The organism is Methanothermobacter tenebrarum, from assembly GCF_003264935.1.
GTDB classification, from domain to species: domain Archaea; phylum Methanobacteriota; class Methanobacteria; order Methanobacteriales; family DSM-23052; genus Methanothermobacter_A; species Methanothermobacter_A tenebrarum_A.
On record NZ_QLOE01000002.1, the window covers coordinates 102,772 to 127,316 of the forward strand.

General features: G+C 40.5%; 21 protein-coding genes. 11 read left to right on the top strand and 10 right to left on the bottom strand.

From position 1 onward, the window contains the following. Positions 1-7 precede the first annotated feature (7 nt). The gene (locus tag DPC56_RS02015; protein WP_112093407.1) at positions 8-733 is read right to left on the bottom strand and encodes a class I SAM-dependent methyltransferase; all 726 of its coding nucleotides are present in this window, start codon (positions 731-733) and stop codon (positions 8-10) included. Between the two features lie 112 nt (positions 734-845). Between DPC56_RS02015 and DPC56_RS02020 the strand changes: the two genes are divergently transcribed. The 7 genes from DPC56_RS02020 (at position 846) to comE (ending at position 7,898) form a co-directional block, all read left to right on the top strand. Further along, positions 846-1,937 carry a formate--phosphoribosylaminoimidazolecarboxamide ligase gene (locus DPC56_RS02020; protein WP_112093408.1) on the top strand — a complete coding sequence of 364 codons (1,092 nt, stop codon included), beginning with the start codon at positions 846-848 and terminating at the stop codon, positions 1,935-1,937. Between the two features lie 201 nt (positions 1,938-2,138). Continuing rightward, the gene (gene psmB / locus DPC56_RS02025; protein WP_112093409.1) at positions 2,139-2,768 is read left to right on the top strand and encodes an archaeal proteasome endopeptidase complex subunit beta; all 630 of its coding nucleotides are present in this window, start codon (positions 2,139-2,141) and stop codon (positions 2,766-2,768) included. A gap of 77 nt (positions 2,769-2,845) precedes the next feature. Then, the gene (locus DPC56_RS02030) at positions 2,846-4,753 is read left to right on the top strand and encodes a beta-CASP ribonuclease aCPSF1 (RefSeq protein WP_112093410.1); all 1,908 of its coding nucleotides are present in this window, start codon (positions 2,846-2,848) and stop codon (positions 4,751-4,753) included. Positions 4,754-4,766: 13 nt separating this feature from the next. After that, the gene (gene purM, locus DPC56_RS02035; protein WP_112093411.1) at positions 4,767-5,792 is read left to right on the top strand and encodes a phosphoribosylformylglycinamidine cyclo-ligase; all 1,026 of its coding nucleotides are present in this window, start codon (positions 4,767-4,769) and stop codon (positions 5,790-5,792) included. Positions 5,793-5,816: 24 nt separating this feature from the next. Beyond that, positions 5,817-6,839, top strand: coding sequence for an L-sulfolactate dehydrogenase (comC, locus tag DPC56_RS02040; protein ID WP_112093412.1), 1,023 nt, complete (start codon positions 5,817-5,819; stop codon positions 6,837-6,839). 5 nt (positions 6,840-6,844) lie between these two features. Next, positions 6,845-7,336: a sulfopyruvate decarboxylase subunit alpha gene (gene comD / locus DPC56_RS02045; protein ID WP_112093413.1), complete on the top strand. Its 492-nt coding sequence runs from the start codon at positions 6,845-6,847 to the stop codon at positions 7,334-7,336. A 7-nt stretch (positions 7,337-7,343) separates the two neighbouring features. Further along, complete coding sequence (gene comE / locus DPC56_RS02050) at positions 7,344-7,898, top strand: sulfopyruvate decarboxylase subunit beta (RefSeq protein ID WP_112093414.1); 555 nt, start codon at positions 7,344-7,346, stop codon at positions 7,896-7,898. Here comE and DPC56_RS02055 read toward each other — a convergent pair. Both DPC56_RS02055 and DPC56_RS02060 read right to left on the bottom strand, forming a co-directional pair. Then, a complete protein-coding gene (locus tag DPC56_RS02055) occupies positions 7,879-9,615 on the bottom strand; it encodes a DNA-directed DNA polymerase (RefSeq protein WP_112093415.1) in 1,737 nt (578 codons plus the stop codon). The two genes, comE and DPC56_RS02055, sit on opposite strands and share 20 nt — an antisense overlap. A 96-nt stretch (positions 9,616-9,711) precedes the next feature. Continuing rightward, positions 9,712-14,823, bottom strand: coding sequence for a cobaltochelatase subunit CobN (locus DPC56_RS02060; protein ID WP_281267916.1), 5,112 nt, complete (start codon positions 14,821-14,823; stop codon positions 9,712-9,714). A gap of 175 nt (positions 14,824-14,998) precedes the next feature. On the opposite strand from DPC56_RS02060, the gene DPC56_RS02065 reads away from it, so the two are divergent. Continuing rightward, positions 14,999-15,835 (top strand): MBL fold metallo-hydrolase, encoded by an 837-nt coding sequence (locus DPC56_RS02065; protein WP_112093416.1) that lies wholly within the window; start codon positions 14,999-15,001, stop codon positions 15,833-15,835. A 7-nt stretch (positions 15,836-15,842) separates the two neighbouring features. On the opposite strand, the gene DPC56_RS02070 is transcribed toward DPC56_RS02065, so the two are convergent. Genes DPC56_RS02070 through DPC56_RS02080 form a run of 3 tightly spaced genes read right to left on the bottom strand, consistent with a single transcriptional unit; the run spans position 15,843 to position 18,578 of the window. Beyond that, on the bottom strand, positions 15,843-16,862 hold the full coding sequence (locus DPC56_RS02070) for an AI-2E family transporter (RefSeq protein WP_112093417.1): 1,020 nt from the start codon (positions 16,860-16,862) through the stop codon (positions 15,843-15,845). A 6-nt stretch (positions 16,863-16,868) separates the two neighbouring features. Next, positions 16,869-17,660, bottom strand: coding sequence for a dihydroorotate dehydrogenase electron transfer subunit (locus tag DPC56_RS02075; protein ID WP_112093418.1), 792 nt, complete (start codon positions 17,658-17,660; stop codon positions 16,869-16,871). Between the two features lie 15 nt (positions 17,661-17,675). After that, a complete protein-coding gene (locus DPC56_RS02080; RefSeq protein ID WP_112093419.1) occupies positions 17,676-18,578 on the bottom strand; it encodes a dihydroorotate dehydrogenase in 903 nt (300 codons plus the stop codon). Between the two features lie 52 nt (positions 18,579-18,630). On the opposite strand from DPC56_RS02080, the gene DPC56_RS02085 reads away from it, so the two are divergent. Further along, on the top strand, positions 18,631-19,725 hold the full coding sequence (locus tag DPC56_RS02085) for an NOP5/NOP56 family protein (RefSeq protein WP_112093529.1): 1,095 nt from the start codon (positions 18,631-18,633) through the stop codon (positions 19,723-19,725). Positions 19,726-19,761: 36 nt separating this feature from the next. Then, the gene (locus DPC56_RS02090) at positions 19,762-20,427 is read left to right on the top strand and encodes a fibrillarin-like rRNA/tRNA 2'-O-methyltransferase (protein ID WP_112093420.1); all 666 of its coding nucleotides are present in this window, start codon (positions 19,762-19,764) and stop codon (positions 20,425-20,427) included. On the opposite strand, the gene DPC56_RS02095 is transcribed toward DPC56_RS02090, so the two are convergent. The 3 genes from DPC56_RS02095 to DPC56_RS02105 all read right to left on the bottom strand — a co-directional run bounded on the left by DPC56_RS02095 (position 20,424) and on the right by DPC56_RS02105 (position 22,579). After that, complete coding sequence (locus tag DPC56_RS02095; protein WP_112093421.1) at positions 20,424-20,816, bottom strand: helix-turn-helix domain-containing protein; 393 nt, start codon at positions 20,814-20,816, stop codon at positions 20,424-20,426. The genes DPC56_RS02090 and DPC56_RS02095 overlap by 4 nt on opposite strands. A 115-nt stretch (positions 20,817-20,931) precedes the next feature. Next, complete coding sequence (coaBC, locus tag DPC56_RS02100; RefSeq protein ID WP_112093530.1) at positions 20,932-22,068, bottom strand: bifunctional phosphopantothenoylcysteine decarboxylase/phosphopantothenate--cysteine ligase CoaBC; 1,137 nt, start codon at positions 22,066-22,068, stop codon at positions 20,932-20,934. 10 nt (positions 22,069-22,078) lie between these two features. Further along, positions 22,079-22,579 (bottom strand): KH domain-containing protein, encoded by a 501-nt coding sequence (locus tag DPC56_RS02105; protein ID WP_348638829.1) that lies wholly within the window; start codon positions 22,577-22,579, stop codon positions 22,079-22,081. A gap of 1,021 nt (positions 22,580-23,600) precedes the next feature. Between DPC56_RS02105 and DPC56_RS02110 the strand changes: the two genes are divergently transcribed. Beyond that, complete coding sequence (locus tag DPC56_RS02110) at positions 23,601-23,795, top strand: hypothetical protein (protein ID WP_220084804.1); 195 nt, start codon at positions 23,601-23,603, stop codon at positions 23,793-23,795. A 199-nt stretch (positions 23,796-23,994) separates the two neighbouring features. Here the strand turns inward: DPC56_RS02110 and DPC56_RS02115 are convergent, their stop codons facing one another. After that, entirely contained in the window at positions 23,995-24,519 is a 525-nt protein-coding gene (locus tag DPC56_RS02115) for a PsbP-related protein (protein ID WP_112093423.1), read from the bottom strand. Positions 24,520-24,545 lie beyond the last annotated feature (26 nt).

Sequence of the window (24,545 nt, forward strand, 5' to 3'; positions counted from 1 at the left end):
ACAACCCTTAGTCTATTTTGGCATCTATTACAACATGCCAGACGCCTGGGGAATATTTTTTTATAATCCTTTTATTTAATATTCTAACTTCGCGAGGCTTTGCGGCCTTTTTTATCCTTTTTATTGGTCTTTTGAATTTTATCTTGTCAGGTGCGGTTTCATGGTAGTGTAATATTCCACCTTTTTTTAAGCATTTAAGTGCAGCGTCAAGGTAATGGTGTGTATTCACAACATATCCCATTAGGACCCTATCAGCGGAGAGTGTAGGTGCTATGATCCTTGAATCTCCTAGTAGGGGTTTTACCTTGTCTTGGACTTTGTTTAATTTTATGTTTTCTTTAAGGTAGTAGTGTGCTTTCGGATTTATTTCAATTGCATAGACTTTTTTCGGGTTTGCGTGGACTGCTATTGGTATTGAGAAGTATCCTATCCCGGCGAACATGTCGACTATGGTCTCACCATCTTGTATGAGTCTTGGTATTCTTATCCTCTCATAGGTGTTGCCCTTTGACCACATGATATTGGCAACATCTAATTTAAACAAGCACTTGTTTTCTTTGTGTATTGTCTCGGTCTCTGTCCCTGCGAGGATTTTAACCTCTGGTTTCCTCATTCTACCCCGGATTCTCCCGATTTTGATCACGGTCTTCACGCCTTTCATTTTGAGGAATTTTTCCGGGTTTTCCACGTTCCTGTTTAGTATTATTATGTCACCTATCTGTTTCCATTTCATTTTCTTCTCCACTGTTTTTGCCCTTTTAATATTAATGTTTTGGTTTAAAGACAAAAATGATAATTAAGATGAAATTTTAATAGTCTATAAAAGAGTTTGAAGGGGGATTTTAATGGGTAAAATAGACAGAGATGAAATATTAGAGATACTTGAGGGATACGATAAGGAAGATTTGACCATAGCAACTCTTGGCAGCCACACATCCCTCCACATACTCCACGGTGCCAAGATGGAAGGCTTCAAAACCACTGTAGTATGTGAAAAGGGGCGTGAAGTCCCATATCAACGTTTTAGGGTGGCTGATGAATTCATAATAGTTGACGAGTTCAAGGAGATTGCTGATGATGATGTCCAGGAAAAACTAAGGGAGATGAATAGTATAATCATCCCCCACGGATCATTTGTAGCCTACGCCGGACTTGACAGGATCGAAAACGACTTTTACGTGCCAATGTATGGAAACAGGAACATTCTAAGATGGGAATCTGAAAGAGAACTTGAAAGGCGCCTTATGAAAAAAGCTGGTATAAGGATACCCTACAGATATGATGACCCCGAGAAGATAGACCGTCCAGTTATGGTGAAATTCCCAGGGGCCAGGGGCGGTAGAGGATACTTCGTAGCCGCCACCCCCGAAGAATTCCATGAAAAGATTGACCTAATGATAGAACGTGAATGGATAACCGAGGATGAAATATCAGATGCCCACATAGAAGAATATGTTGCAGGTACAAACTTCTGCATACAATACTTTTATTCACCCTTGAAAGATGAGGTTGAAATCCTTGGAATGGACAGCCGCTATGAATCAAATATTGACGGCCTAGTAAGAATACCTGCTAAGGATCAATTAGATATAAACTTACAACCTTCATATGTCATCACAGGCAACCATCAAGTAGCTATGAGAGAATCTCTCCTCCCGCAAGCCTTTGAGATAGGTGATAGGATGGCGGATGCTGCCAAGGAACTTGTACCCCCAGGATTGAATGGGCCCTTCTGTCTACAGACAATGTGCACAGACAATCTAGAGCTTGTAACATTTGAGATGAGCGCACGCTCAGATGGTGGTACAAACACGTTCATGGACGGATCAACCTACAGTTACCTCCTCTATGGTGAAGGTATGAGCATGGGGAGAAGAGCTGCCCTTGAAATAAAAAACGCGAAAAATAAGGGCCTCCTAGAAGAGATAATAACCTAGCGAAAAATATTTATACAAGAGGGGACTATCCTCCAGATAAGGTGGGGTGAAAAAGCCCCCCACCATGATGAACCACCACCTCATATATTTTTTTGGGGTGGGAGTTGAAGAACATATACAGTAAACGTTTATATAAGATAAAAGGTAAAAACTAAGATTAGAAGCTAGTTCTTATTACTATTTTTATTTTGAGGTGTATCTATGGAAGACGAAAGAAGATTAAAAGGCACTACAACTGTGGGTATAACCTGCAAAGATGGGGTTGTTTTTGCAACAGAAAGAAGAGCTACAATGGGGAACCTGATAGCGCACAAAGTCGCTGATAAGATATTCAAAGTCGATGAACACATAGCAGCAACAGTCGCAGGATCCGTGGCCGATGCTCAGACTCTAATGAAATATTTAAAAGCTGAAGCAGCATTATATAAGATGAGAAACTCCGAGAGGATAAGTATAGAGGCGGTCGCGGCCCTAGCGTCAAACATACTCCACTCAAACCGCTTCTATCCACTCATAGTACAAGCACTACTAGGAGGAGTGGATGACACAGGAGCAAAAATATACTCCTTAGACCCTACAGGGGGGATGATACTAGACAAATTCATATCAACAGGCTCAGGTTCACCTATAGCCTATGGTGTGCTCGAAGACAGATACACCGAAGACTTATATGTAGAAGAAGCAATCGACATTGCAATAAAAGCCCTAAAATCTGCAATAGAAAGGGACACATTCTCAGGGAATGGTATAAGAGTAGCTGTAGTCACAGAAGAAGGTTTCAAAATGTTAAGTGAAGAAGAAGTTGAAAAAAGAATTAAAGAACTTAACTAATTTTAACCCTTCGCACACGATTATAATTATTTTTTAAAATATACACCATCCTATTCTGTTTTTCAAGAAGTGATCATATGGTTTCAAGGGTCCTTGAAGAAATCAAGAAGACTATAATGCAAAGATTACCAGCAAGGGTCCAAGTAGCCAAAGTAGAATTCGAAGGACCAGAACTTGTAATCTATACAAAAAACCCGGAGATCATAAGCGAAAACGGTGACCTAATCAGGGAACTGGCCAAGGATCTTCGCAAGCGTATTATAATACGCTCAGACCGCTCAGTACTCATGGAACCAGAAAAGGCCATAGAAAAGATCCATGAGATAGTCCCAAAAGAGGCCGAGATAACCAATATCTCTTTTGATGATGTAACTTGTGAAGTTATCATAGAAGCTAAAAAACCAGGACTTGTAATAGGCAAATACGGTTCAACATCAAGAGAAATAGTGAAAAATATAGGATGGGCCCCTAAGATATTGAGAACACCACCCATATCATCAGAGATCATCCAAAGAATACGAAGAACCCTTAGAAAGAACAGCAAAGAACGTAAGAAGATACTGCACCAACTAGGGAATCGCATACACCAGGAGACAAAATACGAGAACGACTGGGCGAGACTAACAGCCATAGGCGGGTTCAGAGAAGTTGGAAGATCTTGCCTTTACCTTCAAACTCCCAACAGTAGAATACTACTAGACTGCGGAGTAAATGTAGCAGGAACAGATGAAAAAACATCCTACCCATTCTTAAACGTTCCAGAATTCGCACCAGACAACCTAGACGCTGTAATAATAACACACGCCCACCTAGACCATTCAGGCTTCGTACCATACCTCTACCATTATGGCTACGACGGGCCAGTATACTGCACAACACCCACAAGAGACCTAATGACATTACTCCAACTAGACCACATAGACATAGCCTACCGAGAAGAACAACCACTCCCATTCAATGTCAAACACGTGAAAAAATGCATAAAACATACAATCACACTCGACTACGGAGAAGTAACCGATATAGCACCAGATATAAGACTAACATTACACAACGCTGGCCACATACTAGGATCAGCCATGGCCCACCTCCACATCGGAGACGGCCAACACAACATGGTATACACTGGAGACTTCAAATACGAACAAAGCAGACTACTAGAACCAGCCGTCACAAGATTCCCCAGACTGGAAACCCTAGTCATGGAAAGCACCTATGGTGGAAAAGAAGATGTACAACCATCAAGAAACCATGCAGAAAAAGAACTGATAAAAACAATCTACACCACCCTCAGAAGAGGGGGTAAAATATTAATACCAGTATTCGCAGTTGGAAGGGCCCAGGAACTCATGGTAGTACTAGAAGAATATATAAGAACCGGGATCATCCATGAAGTCCCGGTATATATCGATGGGATGATATGGGAAGCCACAGCCATCCACACAGCCCGCCCAGAATACTTAAGCAAAGACTTGAGAGACCAAATATTCCATATGGGCCACAACCCATTCATATCAGATATATTCCATAAGGTTAATGGAATGGACGAGAGAATGGACATAATCGAAGGAGAACCATCAATTATCCTCTCAACCTCAGGGATGCTAACCGGTGGAAATTCTCTAGAATACTTCAAATGGTTATGTGAAAATGAAAAGAATTCCCTGGTCTTCGTAGGTTACCAAGCCGAAGGTTCGCTTGGCAGAAGACTCCAGAAAGGCTGGAAGGAAATACCACTCAAAGAAGAGGGTAAAACAAGAGTATACAAGGTTAAAATGGATATAAAGACTATAGAGGGTTTCAGCGGACACTCAGATCGCAGACAGCTCATGGAATATGTGAAAAGAGTGAGCCCCAGACCAGAGAAGATACTTGTATGCCATGGTGACAATTACAAAACCCTAGATCTCGCATCAAGCATCTACAGAACCTACAAGATAGAAACAAAAACGCCACTAAACCTAGAAACCGTGCGAATACAATAAAAAGGTGATTAGATTGGTAACATACGCCGATTCTGGAGTAGATATAAACCTTGAAGCATTAACCATATCAAAACTAGCCTCAAAACTCGAAAAAACCTTAAAATATGTTGATGTACTCACAAAAAAAGGCCACTTCGCCTCTATAATACGAGTAGGTGACATGGCAATAGCAATGAGTACAGATGGGGTTGGCAGTAAAATACTAGTAGCAGAGAAACTAGGAAAATATGACACCATCGGAATAGACTGTATAGCAATGGTGGTAAATGACATAATATGTGTAGGCGCCAAACCAATCGCAATAGTCGACTACCTTGCAATGGAAAAACCAAACCCTGAAATCGCATCAGAAATAGGTGAAGGATTAGCAAAGGGGGCTGAACTAGCAGAAACCGCTATAATAGGTGGGGAAACAGCAACACTACCAGAGATAGTGAACAATTTCGACCTAGCAGCCACGGGCATAGGGATAACAGACCCTGAAAATATAATAACCGGAGAAAAGATAAAAGCCGGTGACAAGCTAATAGGAGTCGAAAGTAGTGGGATACACAGCAACGGATTAACCCTCGCAAGGAAAATATTCTTCGAAAAACTGAAACTAGATGCCAGTGACCCCCTACCAGGTTCAAAGGATAAAATAGGGGAAGAACTCCTAAAACCCACAAGAATTTATGTCAAACCCATACTAGAACTTCTCAGATCAGGAGTAGACATCCATGGACTCGCACATATAACAGGAGGCGGTTACACAAACATACGCCGCCTTAACGATAAAGTAGCCTATAATATAGATAAACTGCCAGAACCACAACCCCTATTCAAGACAATCCACGAAAACGGAGTACCAATAAATGAAATGTACAAAGTCTTCAACATGGGCATAGGCCTCGTAATAATAGTGGACAAAGAAGATGCAAAAAAAACAATAAAAATAACCAAGAAGGCCTACAATGCAAAGGAGATAGGAACTGTCGAAGAAGACCCCAAAGGGGCTGTGAAAATCAAAACATACACAAAAGAGGATATCACACTCTAAAAAAACTAGGAAGGTGTACTTCTCATGAGAATAACTAGTGAAGATGAAAAAAATATTATAACCTCAATCCTAAAGGCCCTAAACGTGCCAGAAGAGCATGCCAATATAGTTGCGGATGTAACAGTCAATGCCGACCTTAAGGGTTTCAGTTCACATGGAATCGGGAGATTCCCCCAGTATGTGAAAGGCATAGAACACGGAACCATAAAAACAGAAGGCAATATAGAAATCGAAAAGGAAACAGTATCAACAGCCCTAGTAGATGGTAACCACCTGCTCGGACATTTTGTAACCTATAAGGGGATGAAGATAGCTATCCAAAAAGCAAAAAAGACAGGAATAGGATTAGTAGGAATTCATGATTCTAACCATTTCGGTATTGCAGGATACTATTCTGACATGGCAATCAAAGAAGACATGATAGGTATAGTAATAGCAAACACGGAACCAGCCGTGGCACCACTAGGGGGAAAAGAACCAATACTCGGGACAAACCCCATAGCAATTGGAATACCATCCAACAAATACTATGTTTCAGTTGATATGGCAACATCAGCCTCCGCACGTGGAAAATTACTCGAAGCCGCCCGTAAAGGAGAAAACCTACCAGAAGGCATAGCATTAGACTCCAATGGCAGCCCCACCACAGACCCAGAAAAGGCCCTAAAGGGTTCAATATTACCATTCGGCGGGCACAAAGGCTACGCATTATCATTCATGATAGAAATATTAGCAGGGCCCCTTGTAAAAGCCGCCATCGGCAAGGAAGTGAAAGGCACCGTGAACCCCTATGATAAATGTACAAAGGGCGATCTTCTAATAGCCATTGACCCATCAAAGTTCGTTAACATCAAAGACTTCAAAGAAAAAGTTGACAAATTCGTGGAAGAAGTCAAATCCACAGGTAAAGTGCTCATACCAGGTGACATAGAAAAAATGAACATGAAAAAGAACCTAGAGGAGGGCATATACATAGACCAGGAACTCCTAAAACAATTAAAAAAACTAGAAGAGAAACTAAACTTGGACCTGAAATTGGAGGGATAAAAGCATTGGACAGTAGCAAGGCGATATACAAGGCCCTTAAAGACAACAACATAAATTTCATAGTAAGCGTCCCTTGCATAAACCTTGCAAGGGTGCTTGAAATGATAGACCAGGACAAAGAAATTAAACATGTACCGGTTACAAGAGAAGAAGAAGGCTTTGGCATAGCAGCGGGCGCATACATGGCCGGAGAGGACACAGCTATCCTCATGCAAAATTCGGGTCTTGGAAATTCTATAAATGTCATAGCATCCCTCTACAAGTTATATAAGATCCCCATACTCATGATAATAAGCCACAGGGGCACCCGCGGGGAATTCATGAAAGCCCAGATCCCAATGGGTGAAGCAACACCACTCCTACTAGAAGCACTCAAAATACCATACCATGTCCCATCCACCCCAGAAGAAGCATACAATGATATAAAATCTGCTTGGAAACTTGCAAAAGCGAAAAAATATCCCACAGCCATACTCCTAGAAGTTAGTTTTTGGTGAACCTAAAATGGAACGTATAGAAGCCATAAAAACCATCGTAGAACAATTAGATGATGAACTAATCATATGCAATCTTGGATTCCCATCAAGGGAACTTTACAGTATAAAAGATTCCCCAAGACACTTCTATATGCTAGGATCAATGGGGATGGCATCATCAATCGGACTGGGACTCGCATTAACACAAAAACGTAAAGTAATAGTATTTGAAGGTGATGGTTCACTCCTCATGAACCTCGGAAGCCTCGTCACAATCTATAGCCAATCCCCCAAAAATTTCATACTCATAATATTAGATAATGGATGCTACGCGACCACCGGTTCACAGTGCACCTACGCCCTCCAAGTCGATCTAAGCAAGCTTGCTAAGGGTATAGGATTCAAAAAAGTATTCAAATTCGAAAAACCTCATGAGATAAACATGAGACCAATACTAGAAAAGGATGGGCCAATCATAGTCCATGTGAAAGTAGAACCTGGAAACGCGGATGTCCCAGTCATAGACATGAACCCAGAGGAGATAATATCAAGGTTCATGAAGATTATTTCTTCTGATAAGTAGCATAGAAGCCATCAGTATCAGCATATACTGTATGGAATCCAAACTTTTCGGCCTCTTTTATCGTCTTCTTAATATAATTCCGACCCCATGCGGTTATAGCCTCAGCACACTCCAAACAATACCATCTGAAACGCGTGTAACCATAAACCCCATACATTGTATTAGCAAGCCTTTTAAGAGCCTCCTGTTGCACGTCAAGTATCCTTTTTTCCATCGGATCCTCAGCCGCGTTCATCTGATTCTTTATCTTCATCCTCTCATCCAATATTTGCCCTATAATCGAAGGTACAAAACCTCTAGGTTTCTTCCTAAACCTATAACCAGTCTCAGGGGCCACATAACAATCTTCTCTCGGATCCTCACTGAAGGTGTCGGGTGAAATATTCTTAGAAATTATAATACTAGGATATAGGCTCCTGAAATCAAATTGTACAATGTTTTCATGAAGACCCTTCTCTGGTTCCTTCACATAACCTCCAACGACTTTTTGTGTTCTTCTTCTTTGCAACTCTGAGGGTGATGGTTTGTTAGGTACTAATTCACCATACTCAAATGCTTTCCTTATAAGGAACCATTCAACTTGTTGTCCAGTGGCCATCCTGCTTATGTCGAATAGTGGTTGTCCCACAATCCTTGTGATCTCCATATTTAATGGGAGTATTTTTTCAGCGATCCTATAGGTTGCCATGACATCCTCAAGTGAATATTTGAAAAGCTGGTCCCTCAAGTTTTCATTGTCCCAGTATTCCCATAATTGGTCGCCTGGTAATTCAACCTTTTTTTCACCGAATAATTCAAAGTATACTCTCTCAAGGGTGTAGGTGTCAAGGTTTATGTAGCGTCGCATCACCGGGTAAAGGTCTACATGTACTGTCCCCTTTATTGCCGTGGCGGTTGCCAAACCCCTTCTGAGGGATTTTATAGTTGATCCGTCCCATCCTATGTCGAGTTTAACGCCTAAAAGATCAGCTCTCCTTCTTATATATGGGAAGTCGAAATTGTCAGAATTATATCCTACAATTAAATCGGGTTTAGAATCTTTTATTATTTGAGTGAATCTTTCTAGGATCGCCTTCTCATCTTCTACAACTTCAACAAAGTTGAGATGCTCTCCCTTGGTTGATATTATCCTCTTTTTTTCGCCATCATAGAAGCTTATCATTAGTATTTGATCCTCTTCAGGGTTGGGCATACCATGGGGGTTATAAACTTCAATATCGAAAGCTAAGATTTCAAGGTGGGGGAATCTTGACTTGAGGGTTCTTGGAGGCTCATCCAATTCAATAATCTCAACATCAGAAGATATTATATGACCCTTTAATTCTATATTTGACATTGGAAACAAACTATTATCGATGAGATACCTCCTATAAAATGGTATGTCATGTTCACGGATTTCTTGGACGTGCTCAAGATCTTTCACCTTCTTCCTGATCTTGGGAACTTCCTGGGGATGTCTCAAAATGATTTTGATCACATCAACCGGTCTTCCGAGATCTTTCTTTTTCACGACCTCTAATTCTTCAAAACCGGCTTCTGATAATTCATCCAAACATGAATCAGTATCTGAAGGTATTGCATAAATATATGGCCTGAATGACTTGTCCAAGGCTATTATAGGCTTCCCATCCTCGTCTTTCCCAAACAATCTTATAACTGGTATATCATCCTCTGTAACATAATCAATGTCGAGAAGAATCATTGCTCTTTTCTCCATACTTTTTATGTTTCTATGAGGAACTACTTATTTATTCCCATGCTAGTAAAATAATACTGCGGATAAAAAAAATAGTAAAAAGGATGGAAAGTAGTCTTAGACGACCTTACGCCCTGCAAGGAGATATCCTGCCCCTACTAGTGCTACTAGGATTATAACACCAACAACTGCATATACTGGGAGTCCTCCTGCAGCAGTTGATGTTCCTCCGGGTTTGCTGACCTCATAAACCTTCCCAGTTCCTGGACCTGTACCTCCCGCAGCTCCTGCAGCTGCTCCTACTGCTCCTGTTACTCCAGCCATTGCACCCATAGAACCTGCACTTGTCCCCTGCGTTCCTGTACCTGGAGTTCCTGTGTAACCCGGTGTCGGCCCTGGCTGTCCCGGGACACTTGGAGCCCCCGGAGTTCCTGGCTGTCCAGGTACTCCTGGTGTCCCCGCTGGTGCGAATGCGCTGTTTTTTGTGGCTCCGTAAATTTTTGCTTTAATCGCGTTCACAAGGTTCGGGTTTATGTATTGCATGGTCCACTGCATCATTGCTATGTTTCCACAGCTGCAGTCACAACATGAGACACCATAATTTGATATTAGAGAGGCCCATGTATTTGCAACGAGACTTAATGTTCCAGTGTCGGGCTTCCAGTAGCCACTGTGGGCCATTGTAAGAAGCTTGCCTGTAATGTCTATCATTGAGTAGGCATTACTGCCTGTTGAAAGCCAAGTACTCACGCCAATATTGTATTTGTCCTTTATGTAGATGTCCGTGATTTCATTCCAGACTTGATTGCCGACCAAGTGTGGTGCTGTGACTTGCCATCCTACCAAGTAGTCTATAAATTTTGAGGATATTTGCCTTGCACCAGAGTATCCTTCTTTCATCATCCCTTTGATCCATTCTGGGTTGAAATAGCGTGTTCTCATCTCTTTTCCCATGAATTTTGATAGCGTCATCACTTCTGGGTTGGCTGGGTTTGCATAGTAGACAACATTCAAGCTTGGAGCCTTGCCATTTAGTTTTTCTATTGCCAATGATAGTCCACCATAGTAGTCATAGTAGTCGTCATTGTCTATTACACCATAGAGGTTTGTGCTCCTGCTATGGTATGTGACTGTAACACCCTTTAAGAGGTCTTCGAATAGCTTTTGTTGGGATATGCCCCATTGAGTGTTTGAGTAAGCGTGGCTCATCCTGCGCAAGTATATGTCTGCGAGTTGTGAACGGTCATCCCAAGTCCATATTTGTTCAACTGCCTTGTTGACTCCTGCTCCATAATCGCCTACTGGAGGTGCGAATATCCTTGTTATGGCCGTGTCGCCATCATATCCTCCTTTCACGAGTTCTATCCAATGCTTTGCTATATAATTTAATTCTATTGGGTCCTTGAGGTCTATTGCTTTAATGAGAGCATCCAATGTTTTTGCCTGTGGGAATTTTCCAGTTATTAAGGGGTCAAGGGTCTTGTCGAGTTCTGGTTTAAGTTCTGGATAGGCCTCTATTATCTTTGAGTAGGAAGCTGCCAAGGCTACTCTGTTTGCTATGTCCATTTTAGCGAGCAAGTTTGGATAAAGATCCCTGAACAATCCAGTAGTGGTAACTATAACATCTATTCTTGGCCTTGATGTGACGTTTGCTAATCCTAGGCTGTTTCTCACCTTGTTGAGGTCAGTTAGGAGCTCGTTGAGTGGTGTTGGTATTATGTATGAGAGTTTTCCTCCATTGAGCCATGTTTTGTCGTCAAGTTTTGGCTGTACTCCTAGGAGGCGGAGTACGAATGATACCATTGTCCCGTCGTCACGTGCTGTTTCAACGCACCATACAACCGCCGCTATCTTCTCTGGGATGGTGTCCAATTGCGCAAGTGCCATGTCCGCAAGTCTTTTACCAAGGTCCCATGCAACTTTTGTAGGTAATGTGTTATCGTCTTGTGCATAGAAGTTTCTACCTGTTGGGAGTGCATATGGTGCCCTTACTGGGTCTCCACCCTTAGCCGGTGTGATGTAATGGCCAGATAGCGCTTCTATTAGGGCGTCCATTTCATTGGTTGGACTTTCCTTTAAGAGTTGGATGTACTCTAGTGCCAATTGGAGTTTTTCTTGTAATCTTTCACGTAATTTTGCGTCTGTGATATTCTCTGTTATCTCTTGGATTGTCTTGCCTCTGAGAAGTTCTTTAATTACTTGTATGGCCATTTCATTGACTCTCTCAGCCTCTTCTAATGTTAGTTTGTCCCAATTGTATCCTAGCATTGTGCTTATGATTCTTTGGAGTGATGGATCATTTTCGGAATCGGGTGAGAGCATTGTCGCGACCATGAGTGCTATTTCATCATCTGTCCAATTTTCGCCGAAAGTGTGCAAGCCGTATGGCATGAGTGTCCCTTGTAGATCTAATAGGTAATCATGGACTTTGTCTATGTCCTCATCTGTTATGTTATTTGGGTCTAGGCCTAACTCGGCTGTTAGGTTTAATTTTATGATGGTCTCTTTGATTTTGTTTGCATATTCTTCACGCATTGGGTTGCCTTCCGGTGTTTTCTCATAGTTTGTTATGAGGCCTGCAAGTTCCTGTAAATCCCCATAGAGTTTTGTCTGGGTCAATGGGGGCGTCAAATGGTCTATGATAACTGCCAGTCCTCTTCTTTTTGCTTGCATCCCTTCACCGACACCATCCATGATATAGATGTAGATGGATGGTTTGTCTGCTATGCAAATGTCTGGGTAGTCGAAGCGGCTGAGTGCATATTGTTTTCTTGGCAGCCATTCATAAGTTGCATGTCTACCTACATGGATTTGAGCATTAGCATTGAATACTGTGTTAACCCATGCGTACCATGCAAGGTAACAATGTGGCGGTGGCACAATTGTACTATGGTAGAACGCTGCTGCTTCGGCTTCCCATCCACGTTGTGGTTCTGGGCCTATGAAGATATTACCAAATAATAGGCCAGGGATTACAATGTATTTTTTACCATTTTTTTCTATTGTCATGATGTTTCCTGGTGGTTCACCCCAGCCTGTCATCCCTGAAAGGTTGAGTGCAAGGAATTGTCCCTTGTAATTGTAGAATAGGTTCCATAGACTGTCATTTAATGGATCGTCGAGTATCTTTTGGAGTGTATTGCTCATTTCTTGTATTAGTTCCTTTGCCCTGTCTGCCACTGTTGGGTAAGTGTTTGCATTTGATATCATTTCTTGGGTCCATCGGGTTAGTGTTTTGAGCATTTCATCTTTTACGCGTGGATCGCCCTTTTTAATGTATTCTATTGCAGCCTTTGTCAATTCTTCGATGTAGCCTACTGGCCCTTCTATCACTTCTTTTTTGGCTATTGGATCTAGGTTGTTGAACCATGCAATGTACTCTTCGACCGGCCATAGGATAACATTTGTGTTGTTAACGAGTTTTTCTAGTTCTCCAGGGGCCCAGTTTGCCACGTTTATGCCCCTTTCGATCATGAGTTGGATTAATGTAGTATTTGTTGGGATTTCACCGACATTATAGCCTTCAGTTTTGAGTCTCTTGAGTATTTCTAGTATGGTTTCCGGGACATTCAAGTAGCTTGCTCCTATGTTTTGTTTACCTGGTGGATAATTGTAGTATACTATGGCTATTTTTTTGTCCCTGTTTTGGAGTGTTTGGAGTTGAGCCCAATTGTGTGCGCGATCTGCAAGCCTTTGGATCCTGTCCGGTAATGTCACTGTTGTATCCCATTGCGCCCCTGTTTCTGGGTCATATCCGATGTCCCCGACACCTACTGCTATAGGTTCTATTTGGCCTTGCATTTCTGGTTGTGCGCACTGCCAGTAGACTGCCATCCAACTGAATCCTTCCTCTGACACTAGCCATTGGCCTGGCGTTCTATAAGTGGAGCTTGTTATCATCGCCCTTAAAACTGGGACATTAGCTTGGTCGAAGAATCTGTTAACTTGTGCACCTGAAACTGTTGAACCTGTGGTGAATGTTAGAAGGTCTATTATAACATTAACTTTACATGGATACCTTTGAGGGTCTGCCTCGTATTGTACTATGTTTTTTGCGTCTGTAAAGAATTTTACCATGGCAGAGTAGACATTAGCTGGTTGTGACGAGCTTATATTGACAGTCTTTATGGTTTTCCCGTTTTCGATGATTGCAATCTCATATACTAGAGCTTTTGAATTGCTTGTGACGCCGAGTATAGAACTCGTGTCTGTGTAGTTGCCTATGCCCTTAATTGATAGTATTTGGATTGCTTGGTTTGGTTGGCATAATGTCATGGCAAGTTCAATTACTTGATCCTTTTTTAGGTCGATATAATTTGACCATGTGCCCACTGCTGGTATGACGTTCATCCCTTTTGCTACCAGTGCATCGATAATTTCCTGAAAAGCGTCAGCATAGGATACTTCACCAGTACTTCCTACATAGGTGAGCACGCCAACTGTTGGTTTCGCCGGGTCGAGAGGATATTTTTCAAAGTATTGCTCCTTTGTGAATCTTTGACCGTCACGGTACAAGAATTCCATTGATAATGGCGATGCGGGTTCTGGAGGCGCTGGATCCCATTGGCTTGGCCATGTTTTCCCTGTGAGTTCCGCATATTTTTTAAGGGCCCATTTGAATTGGTTTTTGAGGTTGGTTTTTCCACCAGCTGCATAATAGATTGCACAGTCTATCCAGTCGTGTAATGCCTTGTTACTGGGATATTTTTGTTTGTATGATAGTAGTGTGTTTATGTCCCCGTCATGGCAGGCCCCTATGATTGTCCCTGGTCTGTCCCATGTACCTATGTCATTTTCATCCACGCCATCGAATACGTTCCTGTTGCCTATTTTGCTCAATTTTACGAGTGTTGGCCCACTTTCGAAGACGAAAAATATCTTGTTTTCGATAATTGATGGGTTTGCCTTTATTACTCCTTCGAGTGAACCATTACCTGCAAGTTGCGTCCCCCATTCTGCCAGTATTATATCGGAGCTATTCACAAGACTTTTTATCTCGTCACTGGTCATGTTTCCGATCTGGCTCGTTGACCTTATCTGAAATTTAACTACTGTATCTTGGTTGTTCAATTCATCCATCACTTCATGTGCAACCTTGTTGTAATCTTTGACAGCAGCAGACGACCCAATAACCAATATGGAAGTCGAATTCGTTTCGGCAGCTGATACTGTTCCTGTGATCATCAGCAAGAGGAGAACCAATAGAACACCGAAAATTTTTTTAATCAATATTTCCCCCCTATTAACCTTTTTTTCTACAATTTAAGATCAATCAAAACTGTAATATAAAAGTAATTATTTTATTACTAATTCTTCGATAAGATAAGGTATGGTAATAATATATTGTTATATGTTAAATTCATATAAAGGCAGATTCATTAAAAAATGATGGGATGGTAACCCTATGAAGATTATCCCACTTGCATCTGAAAGTTTAGGCGTGAGAAGTTTAGCAGTATACATAAAAACCGAAGAAAATAATATACTAATAGATCCAGGAGCTGCCCTAGGCCCTAAAAGATATTCATTACCCCCGGCAAAGGTCGAAATAGAAAGATTAAAACATGCACGGAAAAAAATTTTAGAATTTTTAGCAATAACAGATACAATAATCATATCCCATTATCATTACGACCATTATATTCCCGGGGCAAACTATGATGGGAAACATTTATTTCTAAAGGATCCTATCAAGAATATTAATAAAAGCCAAAAGAGTAGAGCATCAAAATTCCTAAAGGACAAAAGAGAGTATGAATATGCTGATGGGAAGATAATAACCAAAGATTTTAGGATGGAATTTTCACCAGCATTACCCCATGGAGAAAAAGGAACCAAACTAGGATTTGTCATAATGACCTTGATAGACCACAAAAAGAGGATGATACATGCCAGCGACACCCAACTATTAAATAAAGAAAGCGTAAAATGGATAATAGAGAAGATGCCAGATCTTATAATCACAAGCGGCCCCCCAACCTATATAGGATACATGAAAGACTCTTGGAAAACCGGGACAAAGAACATCAACCAGATAATCAGAGAAACAGACGCGAAGATAATATTAGACCATCACATAATAAGGGATAAAAGATATCCTAGATTCTTCGAAGGATTAGAAAAAGAGCCACTAACCTTCGCAGGATATCTAGGAGTGGATGAAACGCCACTTGAAGCCTACAGAAGAGAATTACATAAAATAGAAAATGGTGAGAGAATCAGACTACCATTCAACATATAATAATCTCTCAAGCCGCTTTTTCTTCCCTGTAAACATTTAAAGCCGCATATGCAACCCCCAAGATCAAGGGTCCTATTATGAAACCTGCCAATCCCCAGACTAAAGGCCCTCCCAGGAATCCCACTAGGAAAAGCAATGGGTGTATATCAGCATATTTACCCGACAATTTCGGGCGTAGATAAACATCAATACTACTTAAGAAAGCGCCGAATATTAGGACTATCACACCCCGGACTATATTACCAGAGATGAAGTCATATATGGCAAGTATAGTATACGTGGGCCATGGTCCTATCACTGGTATTAATTGGAAGAATCCGGCGAGCAAGCCTAAGAATATCGCATATGGGTATCCAAGGATTTGAAATCCTATTATCGCCATTAAACCTATTATAAATGCTGTTAGAAAATGGCCATAGAATATGCCCTTTATAACCTTTTCTGTTTCAATGATCAGATGCCCCATAAAATCCTTTCTTTCTTCTGGTATAAATGAAGACACATAGGATACTATCTGTTCACCATCCCTTGTAAAATAGAATGCTGAAGCGAACAATATGAATAATTGGAGGGCTATCATAGGCACGCTCTTGATAAGATCCAAAAAATAATCTACTATCATCTTTAGAAGATTGTTGATAAGATCCTTTAAAGCATTGAATAGAATATCCGCCGATGGCATGAACTCAGACGGTACATAAGATCTTAATATTTTATCCATCGAATCCAAGTTTATCTTCTGGGCCGTGGAAAGTAATGCGGGAGCTGAATGGAATAAAGTGTCAACTAGCATGGCCAAGACCCCGATTAATGGTAGAAGAATTACTATCATTACAATGCATATGGAGACTGACTTATAAGGTACATATTTAGTGAGTTTATCTGCTATTGGACGTATACCATAGGCAAATATAGCCCCAAGAAATAGCATAGTCCAAATGGGATAAAGTACTATAACTGATAATATCAAAAGGACAAGTATGATGAAAAATGATGATGTTATAGTACCCTTTATCTTATATAACAATGCATTTCACCCTAATGGTCTTATTGCACCTGTCGCATCCCTCTTGTATTCTCCAAATTCTTTCACCATTTTAAGCTCATGACTCCAGAATACCGGCCCTTCTACACAGACTCTCCAACCAGTATCGTCAAGACAACAATGTCCACAGAGGCCCATGGCACATTTCATATACCTCTCAAGAGAGAATTGGCCTGGTATACCCCTCTTTTCTAATTCTAGGAATATGCCCTTCATCATCGCCTCAGGACCGCAAACCATGGCCATATCATATGATTCGTTGAGAGTTTTTAGACGGTCGATGGCCAATCCCTTGAATCCGCAACTTCCATCATCGGTACATGTGAATATCCTGGCACCAGTCTTTTTGAGACGATCCAAGAATAGTAGCTCATCATAGGTTCTGGCGGCGACTATAACATCGACTTCAAAATCCCTTGCCCTAGCTTCTTCTACCAGGGCTACTATTGGAGCCATGCCAACACCTCCACCTATGGCTAATATCCTATAACCTTCAATGCTGAATCCTCGCCCATATGGTCCCCTTACTCCGAGCTGATCCCCTTTTCCGAGTTTGTGGACTCTTGAAGTGAATGGACCGACTTTCCTTATTGAAATTCCAATTTCATTGTTTGTTTTGTCGATTAATGAAACTGACATGGGTTTTTCATCCTTGAAGTCCCAGATCATCATGAATTGTCCAGGTACTGGGGATCTCCCATCCCATGGGAATATAAATGTCTTGACATCTGGCGATTCTTTGATGATCCTTTTGATTTTCAAAATTTTTGGAACATGCAATCTTATGCCCCCATATTATTCGTGGGCTAATCCAACCATTTCATTTATACTTTTGAACCCTTCTCTTTTCATGAAAACTTTAAGATCATCACAGATTCTCTTGAATACTCCAAGGCCCTTGTAGAATATGGCGCTGCCTATTTGGGTTGCGCTGGCCCCTGCATATAAGAACTCCACAACATCCTTGTAATCTGTTATTCCACCAACACCGATCAAGGGAACCTCAACTACTTCATATACTTCATATACGCATCTGATGGCTATTGGTTTTATCGCGGGGCCTGAGAGTCCTCCGAATTTATTGGAGAGTATTGGTTTGCCTGTTTTCAAGTCTATTTTCATGGCGGGTCCTAGGGAATTTATGAGGGTTATGGCGTCGCATCCTGCTTCTTCAGCTTTTAAAGCTATCTCCTTGATATCTGTAACATTCGGTGTTAATTTAGCGGCTACAGGCACTTTACATGCTTTTTTAACGGCTTCAACCACTTTGAATGTTAATTGTGGGTCTTGTCCTATTGTCGCCCCATATCCCTCCATTGCATGGGGGCATGAAACGTTCAATTCGATCATGTCCACTATGTCCTGGACTTCTAGTGCGACTTTCACAAATTCCTCAGGAGAAGAACCATAGATAGACGCAACTACAGGTATCCTATCCTCTATTTTATATAATTCTTTTTTGAACGATTTAACACCCGGGTTGGATAGGCCCATAGCATTTATCAACCCATAGGGGGCCTCCACTATAGTTGGGTTTTTGTAGCCCATATTGGGTTCAAGAGAGAAGGATTTTGTGACAACAGCCCCTGCTCCATGATGGTAAACGCGATTTAATGATGATGCTGTTATCCCGAGAACGCCTGCTGCAAGCATTGTAGGGTTTCGCATTTTAACCCCGCAGAGATTAACATCTAACAAATTGATTTCCCTCCATAAGATTATAATAATGGCCGAATACAAACCTACCCATATGAAGTGTTATCTCGTACCATGTGTTGCTGGTTTCATAGCATTTAATGAAAATTTGGATATTGTAGATTATGAACTTTTCCCCAGAAGATCTATAATTTCAAAATTGCTAGAATTCGAAAAAGGATTAACCGCTGAAGAGGAGAAGATCATAAAAAGACTCCTTAAAGATTATGGGAAGATCTCCATAGAATCAGTGCATAGATGGAAGTATGGGAAATTTAAAGGAGTTATTTTAGAGTCTCCGAACATTGGGGGTGAATATCTCCGAGAAAATTTGAGGGAAATCCTTAAGGAGATTGGATTCATCAAGGATGGTGAATTCCAGGAGATCATATATGAGATACACATGGGAATGACCATAAAAAGATTGGAAGAATCATTCAGAGAACAGGATAAATTGATTATACAAGCTGTGAGTACATTAGATGATCTTGATGAAAGCATAGGCAAGTTTGTTGAAAGGATAAGGGAATGGTACTCTATATATTTCCCAGAATTGGAGTCTGTAAAAGATCATGAACATTATGTTAAACTCATAACAGAACATCCAAGAAGAGAGGATATAATAAAATTGAAAAAATTGCCAAGAGAGAGTATGGGGGCGGAACTCGAAGAAGAGGACATAGAGATTATAAGAGAATTTGCAAGGGCCATCAGATCATTACAGTTGCTGAGAAAATCCATAGAAGGGTATATAGAATCAAAAATGGGGTATTTAGCCCCTAATTTGCGGGATGTTGCCGGAACGACACTGGGGGCGAAATTAATAGCACATGCAGGAAGTATGAAAAAATTAGCACTTTTACCTTCTTCAACCATCCAAGTGATGGGAGCTGAAAAAGCCCTATTCAGACACCTTAGAAGGGGCTCTAAACCCCCAAAACATGGGCTAATATATCAACACCCCCTTGTTAGAGGATCAAATTGGCGAGTTCGTGGCAAAATCGCGCGTGTACTAGCCTCAAAGATCTCCCTTGCAGTAAGGAAGGATGTATTCACGGGAGAATATGATCCTAATATAAAGGAAGATTTATATAAACGTGTAAGTATCATAAGAGAAAAGCCAAAGAAAAAGGGAAAAAAGAGAAGATAATCCCCCCACAATATTGTATTTTGGAGAGTGTAATCCATGAAGAAGATCAAAGGGATAGAAGGTGTATATCTCCATGAAAATTTTCTTTTAACAATTAACCTTACAAAGCGCATGCAAGTTTATGGTGAAAAATTATTCAAGTGGGGTGGACGAGAATATCGTGTATGGGATCCTTATAGGTCTAAGCTAGCGGCTGCCATAGTTAACGGTCTTAAAAGCCTCAAGATTAAGAAAGATTCTAGAATATTATACTTGGGGGCATCAGCGGGTACTACTGCTTCGCATTTCTCTGATATGGTCCCTGATGGTATCATATATTGTGTAGAATTTTCCCCAAGGATGATGAGGGAACTAGTAAAGGTGTGTGAAACCCGGAAAAATATGATACCATTGCTTAAGGATGCTACTCGTCCAAGGGATTACCTACATCTTATAGAAAAGGTGGATTTTCTCTATTGTGACGTGGCACAACCAATACAAAGTCAACTTTTCATAGAAAACATGAAATTATTCCTTAAGAAGGAGGGTCAGGGTTTGTTGATGATAAAAGCAAGAAGCATAGATGTTACAAGAAAACCTTCTATAATCTTTAAAGAGGAAGAAGAGAGGATAAAAGGTTCTGGTTTCAAGGTTAGAGAGAGGATTAGATTAGAACCTTATGAGAAGGATCATATGGCTTTACTTGTTGAATTTAGTGACTAGGAATGGCTTGCTATTCTACCTTTATCTGTTATTTTGATGAAGTCCTCGTCTAGTTTCCCTATTAATTTGTACAATTCTGTTGGTGGCATTTCTTTTATTTCAGAGGTTTTTATTCCCTTTTCTTTGGATAAGCCCCTGAGGAAGTATTTGAAATAATTGCCTAGGAAGTCTTTTATCCTGTAGCCTCTTCCAATGGCTTCAAGTTCTTTTTCGTCCAATCCCCTTGTAAGTCTTTTGATCTTTGAAAGCAGTGTAGGAGTGGGGTGTTTGATTTCACCACTTTCAAGACCCTCTACAACCGTCTTAGGTACTTCTAGTTCTTTTGCAAGTTCATCAAGGCTTTTTCCCGTGATTTTTCTATAACCTAGTATAAGGTTTTTTAATGCCATTTTACCACCTGTAATATTTTTGTGGGTAATATTATGTAGTAGGATATATAAATAATTTGTTATTAACATGTGGAAATAGTGTTTAAAAAATATAATACAAATTTTCCTAAGATTATTATAAACTTTGGGATACAATTTGTATTATTATCTTTGAAAGTTCCCTTTTATCCATACGAGGAAGTTTTTCAACCTTATCAGAAACTAATATTGGTTTTATTTTATCTGAGCCGAAACTTTCAACTGCAAGATCATTAGCAACAACCAAATCTGCACCTGACCTTTCTCTCTGTTCCCTAGCCAATTCTATAAGCTCATCCTCACTAACATTATATTCAGCCTTAAAACCAACGAGATAAACATTAGGATTTAAAGTCTTCACAGTATCAATTATCTTAGGATTAGGCTCCAATTTTAAAGTATGCTCCCTAGAAGATGATATCTTATTTCTGGTATACTCTGGTCTGAAATCTGCCACAGCAGCAGCTGAAATAAAAACATCAAAATCTCCAATTAAATCCTGAACCTTATCAAACATTTCAGCAGCTGATACAACATTAACCATACCTATACATGAAGGCACATCCAAGGATAAATTAGCCCCAAGGAGTGTGACATCTGCCCCTTGTATAAAAGCTTCCTTGGCTAATTCCAAACCCATTTTACCAGAACTCAGATTACAAACACCCCTCACAGGATCTATAGCCTCATAGGTTCCACCAGCGCTTACAAGAACCCTCTTACCCTTCAGAGTGCCAAAAGATGTTCCTCTTAAAACCGTAAGCACTATATCATCAAGATGAGGGAACTTAGCTTTCCCCTCCTCCACCTTTGGGGGTACGAAGATCACTCCCTCCCGGGCAAGTTTTTCTATATTATCTTTTATCGCCCGATACATTGAAAAGTTCATCGAAGGTACCATTACAATAGGGGTTCCATAACCCATGGCTGCGATTAAAAGCGCGTTTATCGGATTATCAGCTATTTTACATGCAAACTTGCTTATAACGTTAGCCGTGGCCGGGGCAACAAGGATTAGATCGGCGTCGGCATATTTAACATGTTCTATTTCGCCTGTGAGCTCTAATATAACATCATTTCCTGTTGCAAATTCCATGGCATAGGGATGGATAATATTACAAGCGCCATCACTCATGAAACACTTTATAGTCGCTCCGTGCCTTCTAAGCTCTCGCGCAAGTTTAACAGCTTCTATAGCCGCGACACTACCAGTTACACATAATATAATATCCATGGAAACCCCATTAATACTCATCAACTACTATAGTTGTATCCTCACCAGTTAATCGCTTTATTATCTTATTAAGAACATCAAGGCTGGCTGGTATTCTTCTAGCATCCTCTTTGATAACCCTTATCTTGAACTTTTCTTTACCATCCTTACCATAAACAATATTTATACCAGAAATCCTAGCAGGTGCAAGAACATCCTCTGCAACTGATTTAAGATCAGAATCCTCACCAACAACTCTTACACGTTTACCTATAGCCCTTGAAATGGTCCTCACAATCTTACCACCTTTACCTATAAGTTTACCCACCTGATCCCTATCGGTGATGATAATAACAACATCACCCATATCTATCGCCCTCTTGAACCCTAGCTTGCCCTCAGCTAACTTGTAGAGAACTTTTGAAATTTCCAATTCTAATTCCGTCACCTCACCACTTTTAAGTTTATCCTCACAACCTTGACATAAAATTCCACTCTTTAAACAAACATCACATATCGGTAATCCCATCATTAACTCCTCCTCTCGTTATATGATAAACTGATAAGCATTATAGGCCACAATAAGGAACAATTAGCACTTTTTACCAGCAAGTGCAAAAATAAAAAATCCCCTTTGATTACCGTGAACATATTCCTATTGTGACCCTTAATCATAGATTTTAATTATTATAATATAAATTTATAGCCTCTAAAACTTCAATAATCATATTCTAATAGAAATTATTATCAACAGGTTTACATGATAATTAGAAATCCCCACATACCATATACATGATGGGGGGTTGTCTCCCATTTTTACAAGCTTAGGATGGATATAATGGATCAGTCCATAGGAAGAGAAGCAAGGTGCAAAGTTTGTGGCGGAACTGCTGCTCGGATCTTAAACCATATTTGTGGAAATTGTCTGAAAAAGGGAACCTGAAAAGATAATCCAAGATATTATGAGAAAGGCTTATAGTGAAAGTCGCATTATACCACCAAGTCTACCCTCAAAGGATCCTAAAGGCGTCACTTGCCATGAATGCGCCAACCTATGCGGGATAAAAGAATGAGAATATGGTTTCTACCGCTTGCGCAAAGCGAAAAAAGATAAGATACACTCCAAGTTAGACACAAGTCAAGAAGCTGTCGGTATTTTCCATTTTGACCCCTTACCCACCAATTGCGTGGCTGATTGGGTCTGTCCAGTGGGGTGGAGGAGCCGGTTATCTACGATATGCCTATTCACCAAGGCCAGAATATGGTTATAATCTTGCCATATTTTTTGGGGGGGGTTGTTCATTTGATTGCTTATTCTGTCAAAACAGTTCATATCGTGAAACGGCCCTTAGACTAGAGTCTTTTTTTACAGTTGAAGATATCAAAATCCTAGATGATAAAAGCGCTTGTATATGTTTTTTTGGGGTGACCCGTCACTGCAGATGTCATTCGCATTATCAGCTGATAGAGGGGCTTTGAAGGAAAAAAGGGCGAGATTTTGAGGATTTGTTGGGGAGACTAATGGTAATGTTCACCCAAAGTATTTAGATGAAATGGCAATGACAAGCTTATCATCTGGTGGTATAATAAAATTTGACCTTAAAGCATGGGATGAAAAACTTCACAGACAAGTTGTAAGTAACCGGCAAACCTTTAAAATCTTAAATTACATTTACGAAGGCTATTTTGATAAGAGGAGTGAACCACCCTTACTTGTTGCAAGCACCCTCTTAATACAGGGTATGTAGGTGAAAATGAAGTGAAGAATATAGCCAATTTTCTAGTGAAACTTGACCCCCCCGGATAACCCTATATACTCGCATTTTTCCCCTCAACACATATAAAAGATCTTCCACTATTGGCTTGGAAAGAAGCAAATGTTTAGAAGCGGCCCAAGAAGCTGGATTAAAGAGGGTGCGATTAGGGAACACCCACCTACTCATTTGTTTATCCTATGAATTTGAAACTGTTGAGTATAATATCAAAATTTGATTTTTCCTTGTCGAATTCGCTGGCTAGGGCGCTGCAGAGTATCACATACACTTCATCCCCCTTTTGTATCCATATTGCCATCTGTTTCTTTTTCACATCACCTTCCGTTACAATGTAAGTGTTTTCAAGCGCCTGAAGGGATCCTATTGTTATGTTACCTTCAGAAATCCTCTGATAACTTGAATTATTAAATAAGGTTGCATAATTTTCATTATACATTTGATAAAAGTCACCTTCTAATCCCCTCTTCTGTATTACCACAACGGTCTGAGCATAACCTGTTTGTGGATTTACAGATTTAGGATCTGCTACAGCCACTATAGTATCATTTGCCTGCGAATTTGCTATAACCCAATCTGGGGGATACTCAAATGTTATATTATCCCCTTTGAATATTTTATTCTCTACATTTGATTGGGAAGTGCAACCCGCAACACTTACAATGGCCATGATAAATAGAATAACTAGACTCTTTTTCATGATGGAGCTACCCCCCAATAAACTTG

Excerpts from the sequence above, each read along its gene's own strand:
- DPC56_RS02015 (WP_112093407.1), bottom strand. The coding sequence starts at position 733 with ATGAAATGGAAACAGATAGGTGACATAATAATACTAAACAGGAACGTG.
- DPC56_RS02020 (WP_112093408.1), top strand. The coding sequence starts at position 846 with ATGGGTAAAATAGACAGAGATGAAATATTAGAGATACTTGAGGGATAC.
- psmB (WP_112093409.1), top strand. The coding sequence starts at position 2,139 with ATGGAAGACGAAAGAAGATTAAAAGGCACTACAACTGTGGGTATAACC.
- DPC56_RS02030 (WP_112093410.1), top strand. The coding sequence starts at position 2,846 with ATGGTTTCAAGGGTCCTTGAAGAAATCAAGAAGACTATAATGCAAAGA.
- comC (WP_112093412.1), top strand. The coding sequence starts at position 5,817 with ATGAGAATAACTAGTGAAGATGAAAAAAATATTATAACCTCAATCCTA.
- comE (WP_112093414.1), top strand. The coding sequence starts at position 7,344 with ATGGAACGTATAGAAGCCATAAAAACCATCGTAGAACAATTAGATGAT.
- DPC56_RS02055 (WP_112093415.1), bottom strand. The coding sequence starts at position 9,615 with ATGGAGAAAAGAGCAATGATTCTTCTCGACATTGATTATGTTACAGAG.
- DPC56_RS02065 (WP_112093416.1), top strand. The coding sequence starts at position 14,999 with ATGAAGATTATCCCACTTGCATCTGAAAGTTTAGGCGTGAGAAGTTTA.
- DPC56_RS02085 (WP_112093529.1), top strand. The coding sequence starts at position 18,631 with ATGAAGTGTTATCTCGTACCATGTGTTGCTGGTTTCATAGCATTTAAT.
- DPC56_RS02090 (WP_112093420.1), top strand. The coding sequence starts at position 19,762 with ATGAAGAAGATCAAAGGGATAGAAGGTGTATATCTCCATGAAAATTTT.
- DPC56_RS02095 (WP_112093421.1), bottom strand. The coding sequence starts at position 20,816 with ATGGCATTAAAAAACCTTATACTAGGTTATAGAAAAATCACGGGAAAA.
- coaBC (WP_112093530.1), bottom strand. The coding sequence starts at position 22,068 with ATGGATATTATATTATGTGTAACTGGTAGTGTCGCGGCTATAGAAGCT.
- DPC56_RS02105 (WP_348638829.1), bottom strand. The coding sequence starts at position 22,579 with ATGATGGGATTACCGATATGTGATGTTTGTTTAAAGAGTGGAATTTTA.
- DPC56_RS02110 (WP_220084804.1), top strand. The coding sequence starts at position 23,601 with ATGGCAATGACAAGCTTATCATCTGGTGGTATAATAAAATTTGACCTT.
- DPC56_RS02115 (WP_112093423.1), bottom strand. The coding sequence starts at position 24,519 with ATGAAAAAGAGTCTAGTTATTCTATTTATCATGGCCATTGTAAGTGTT.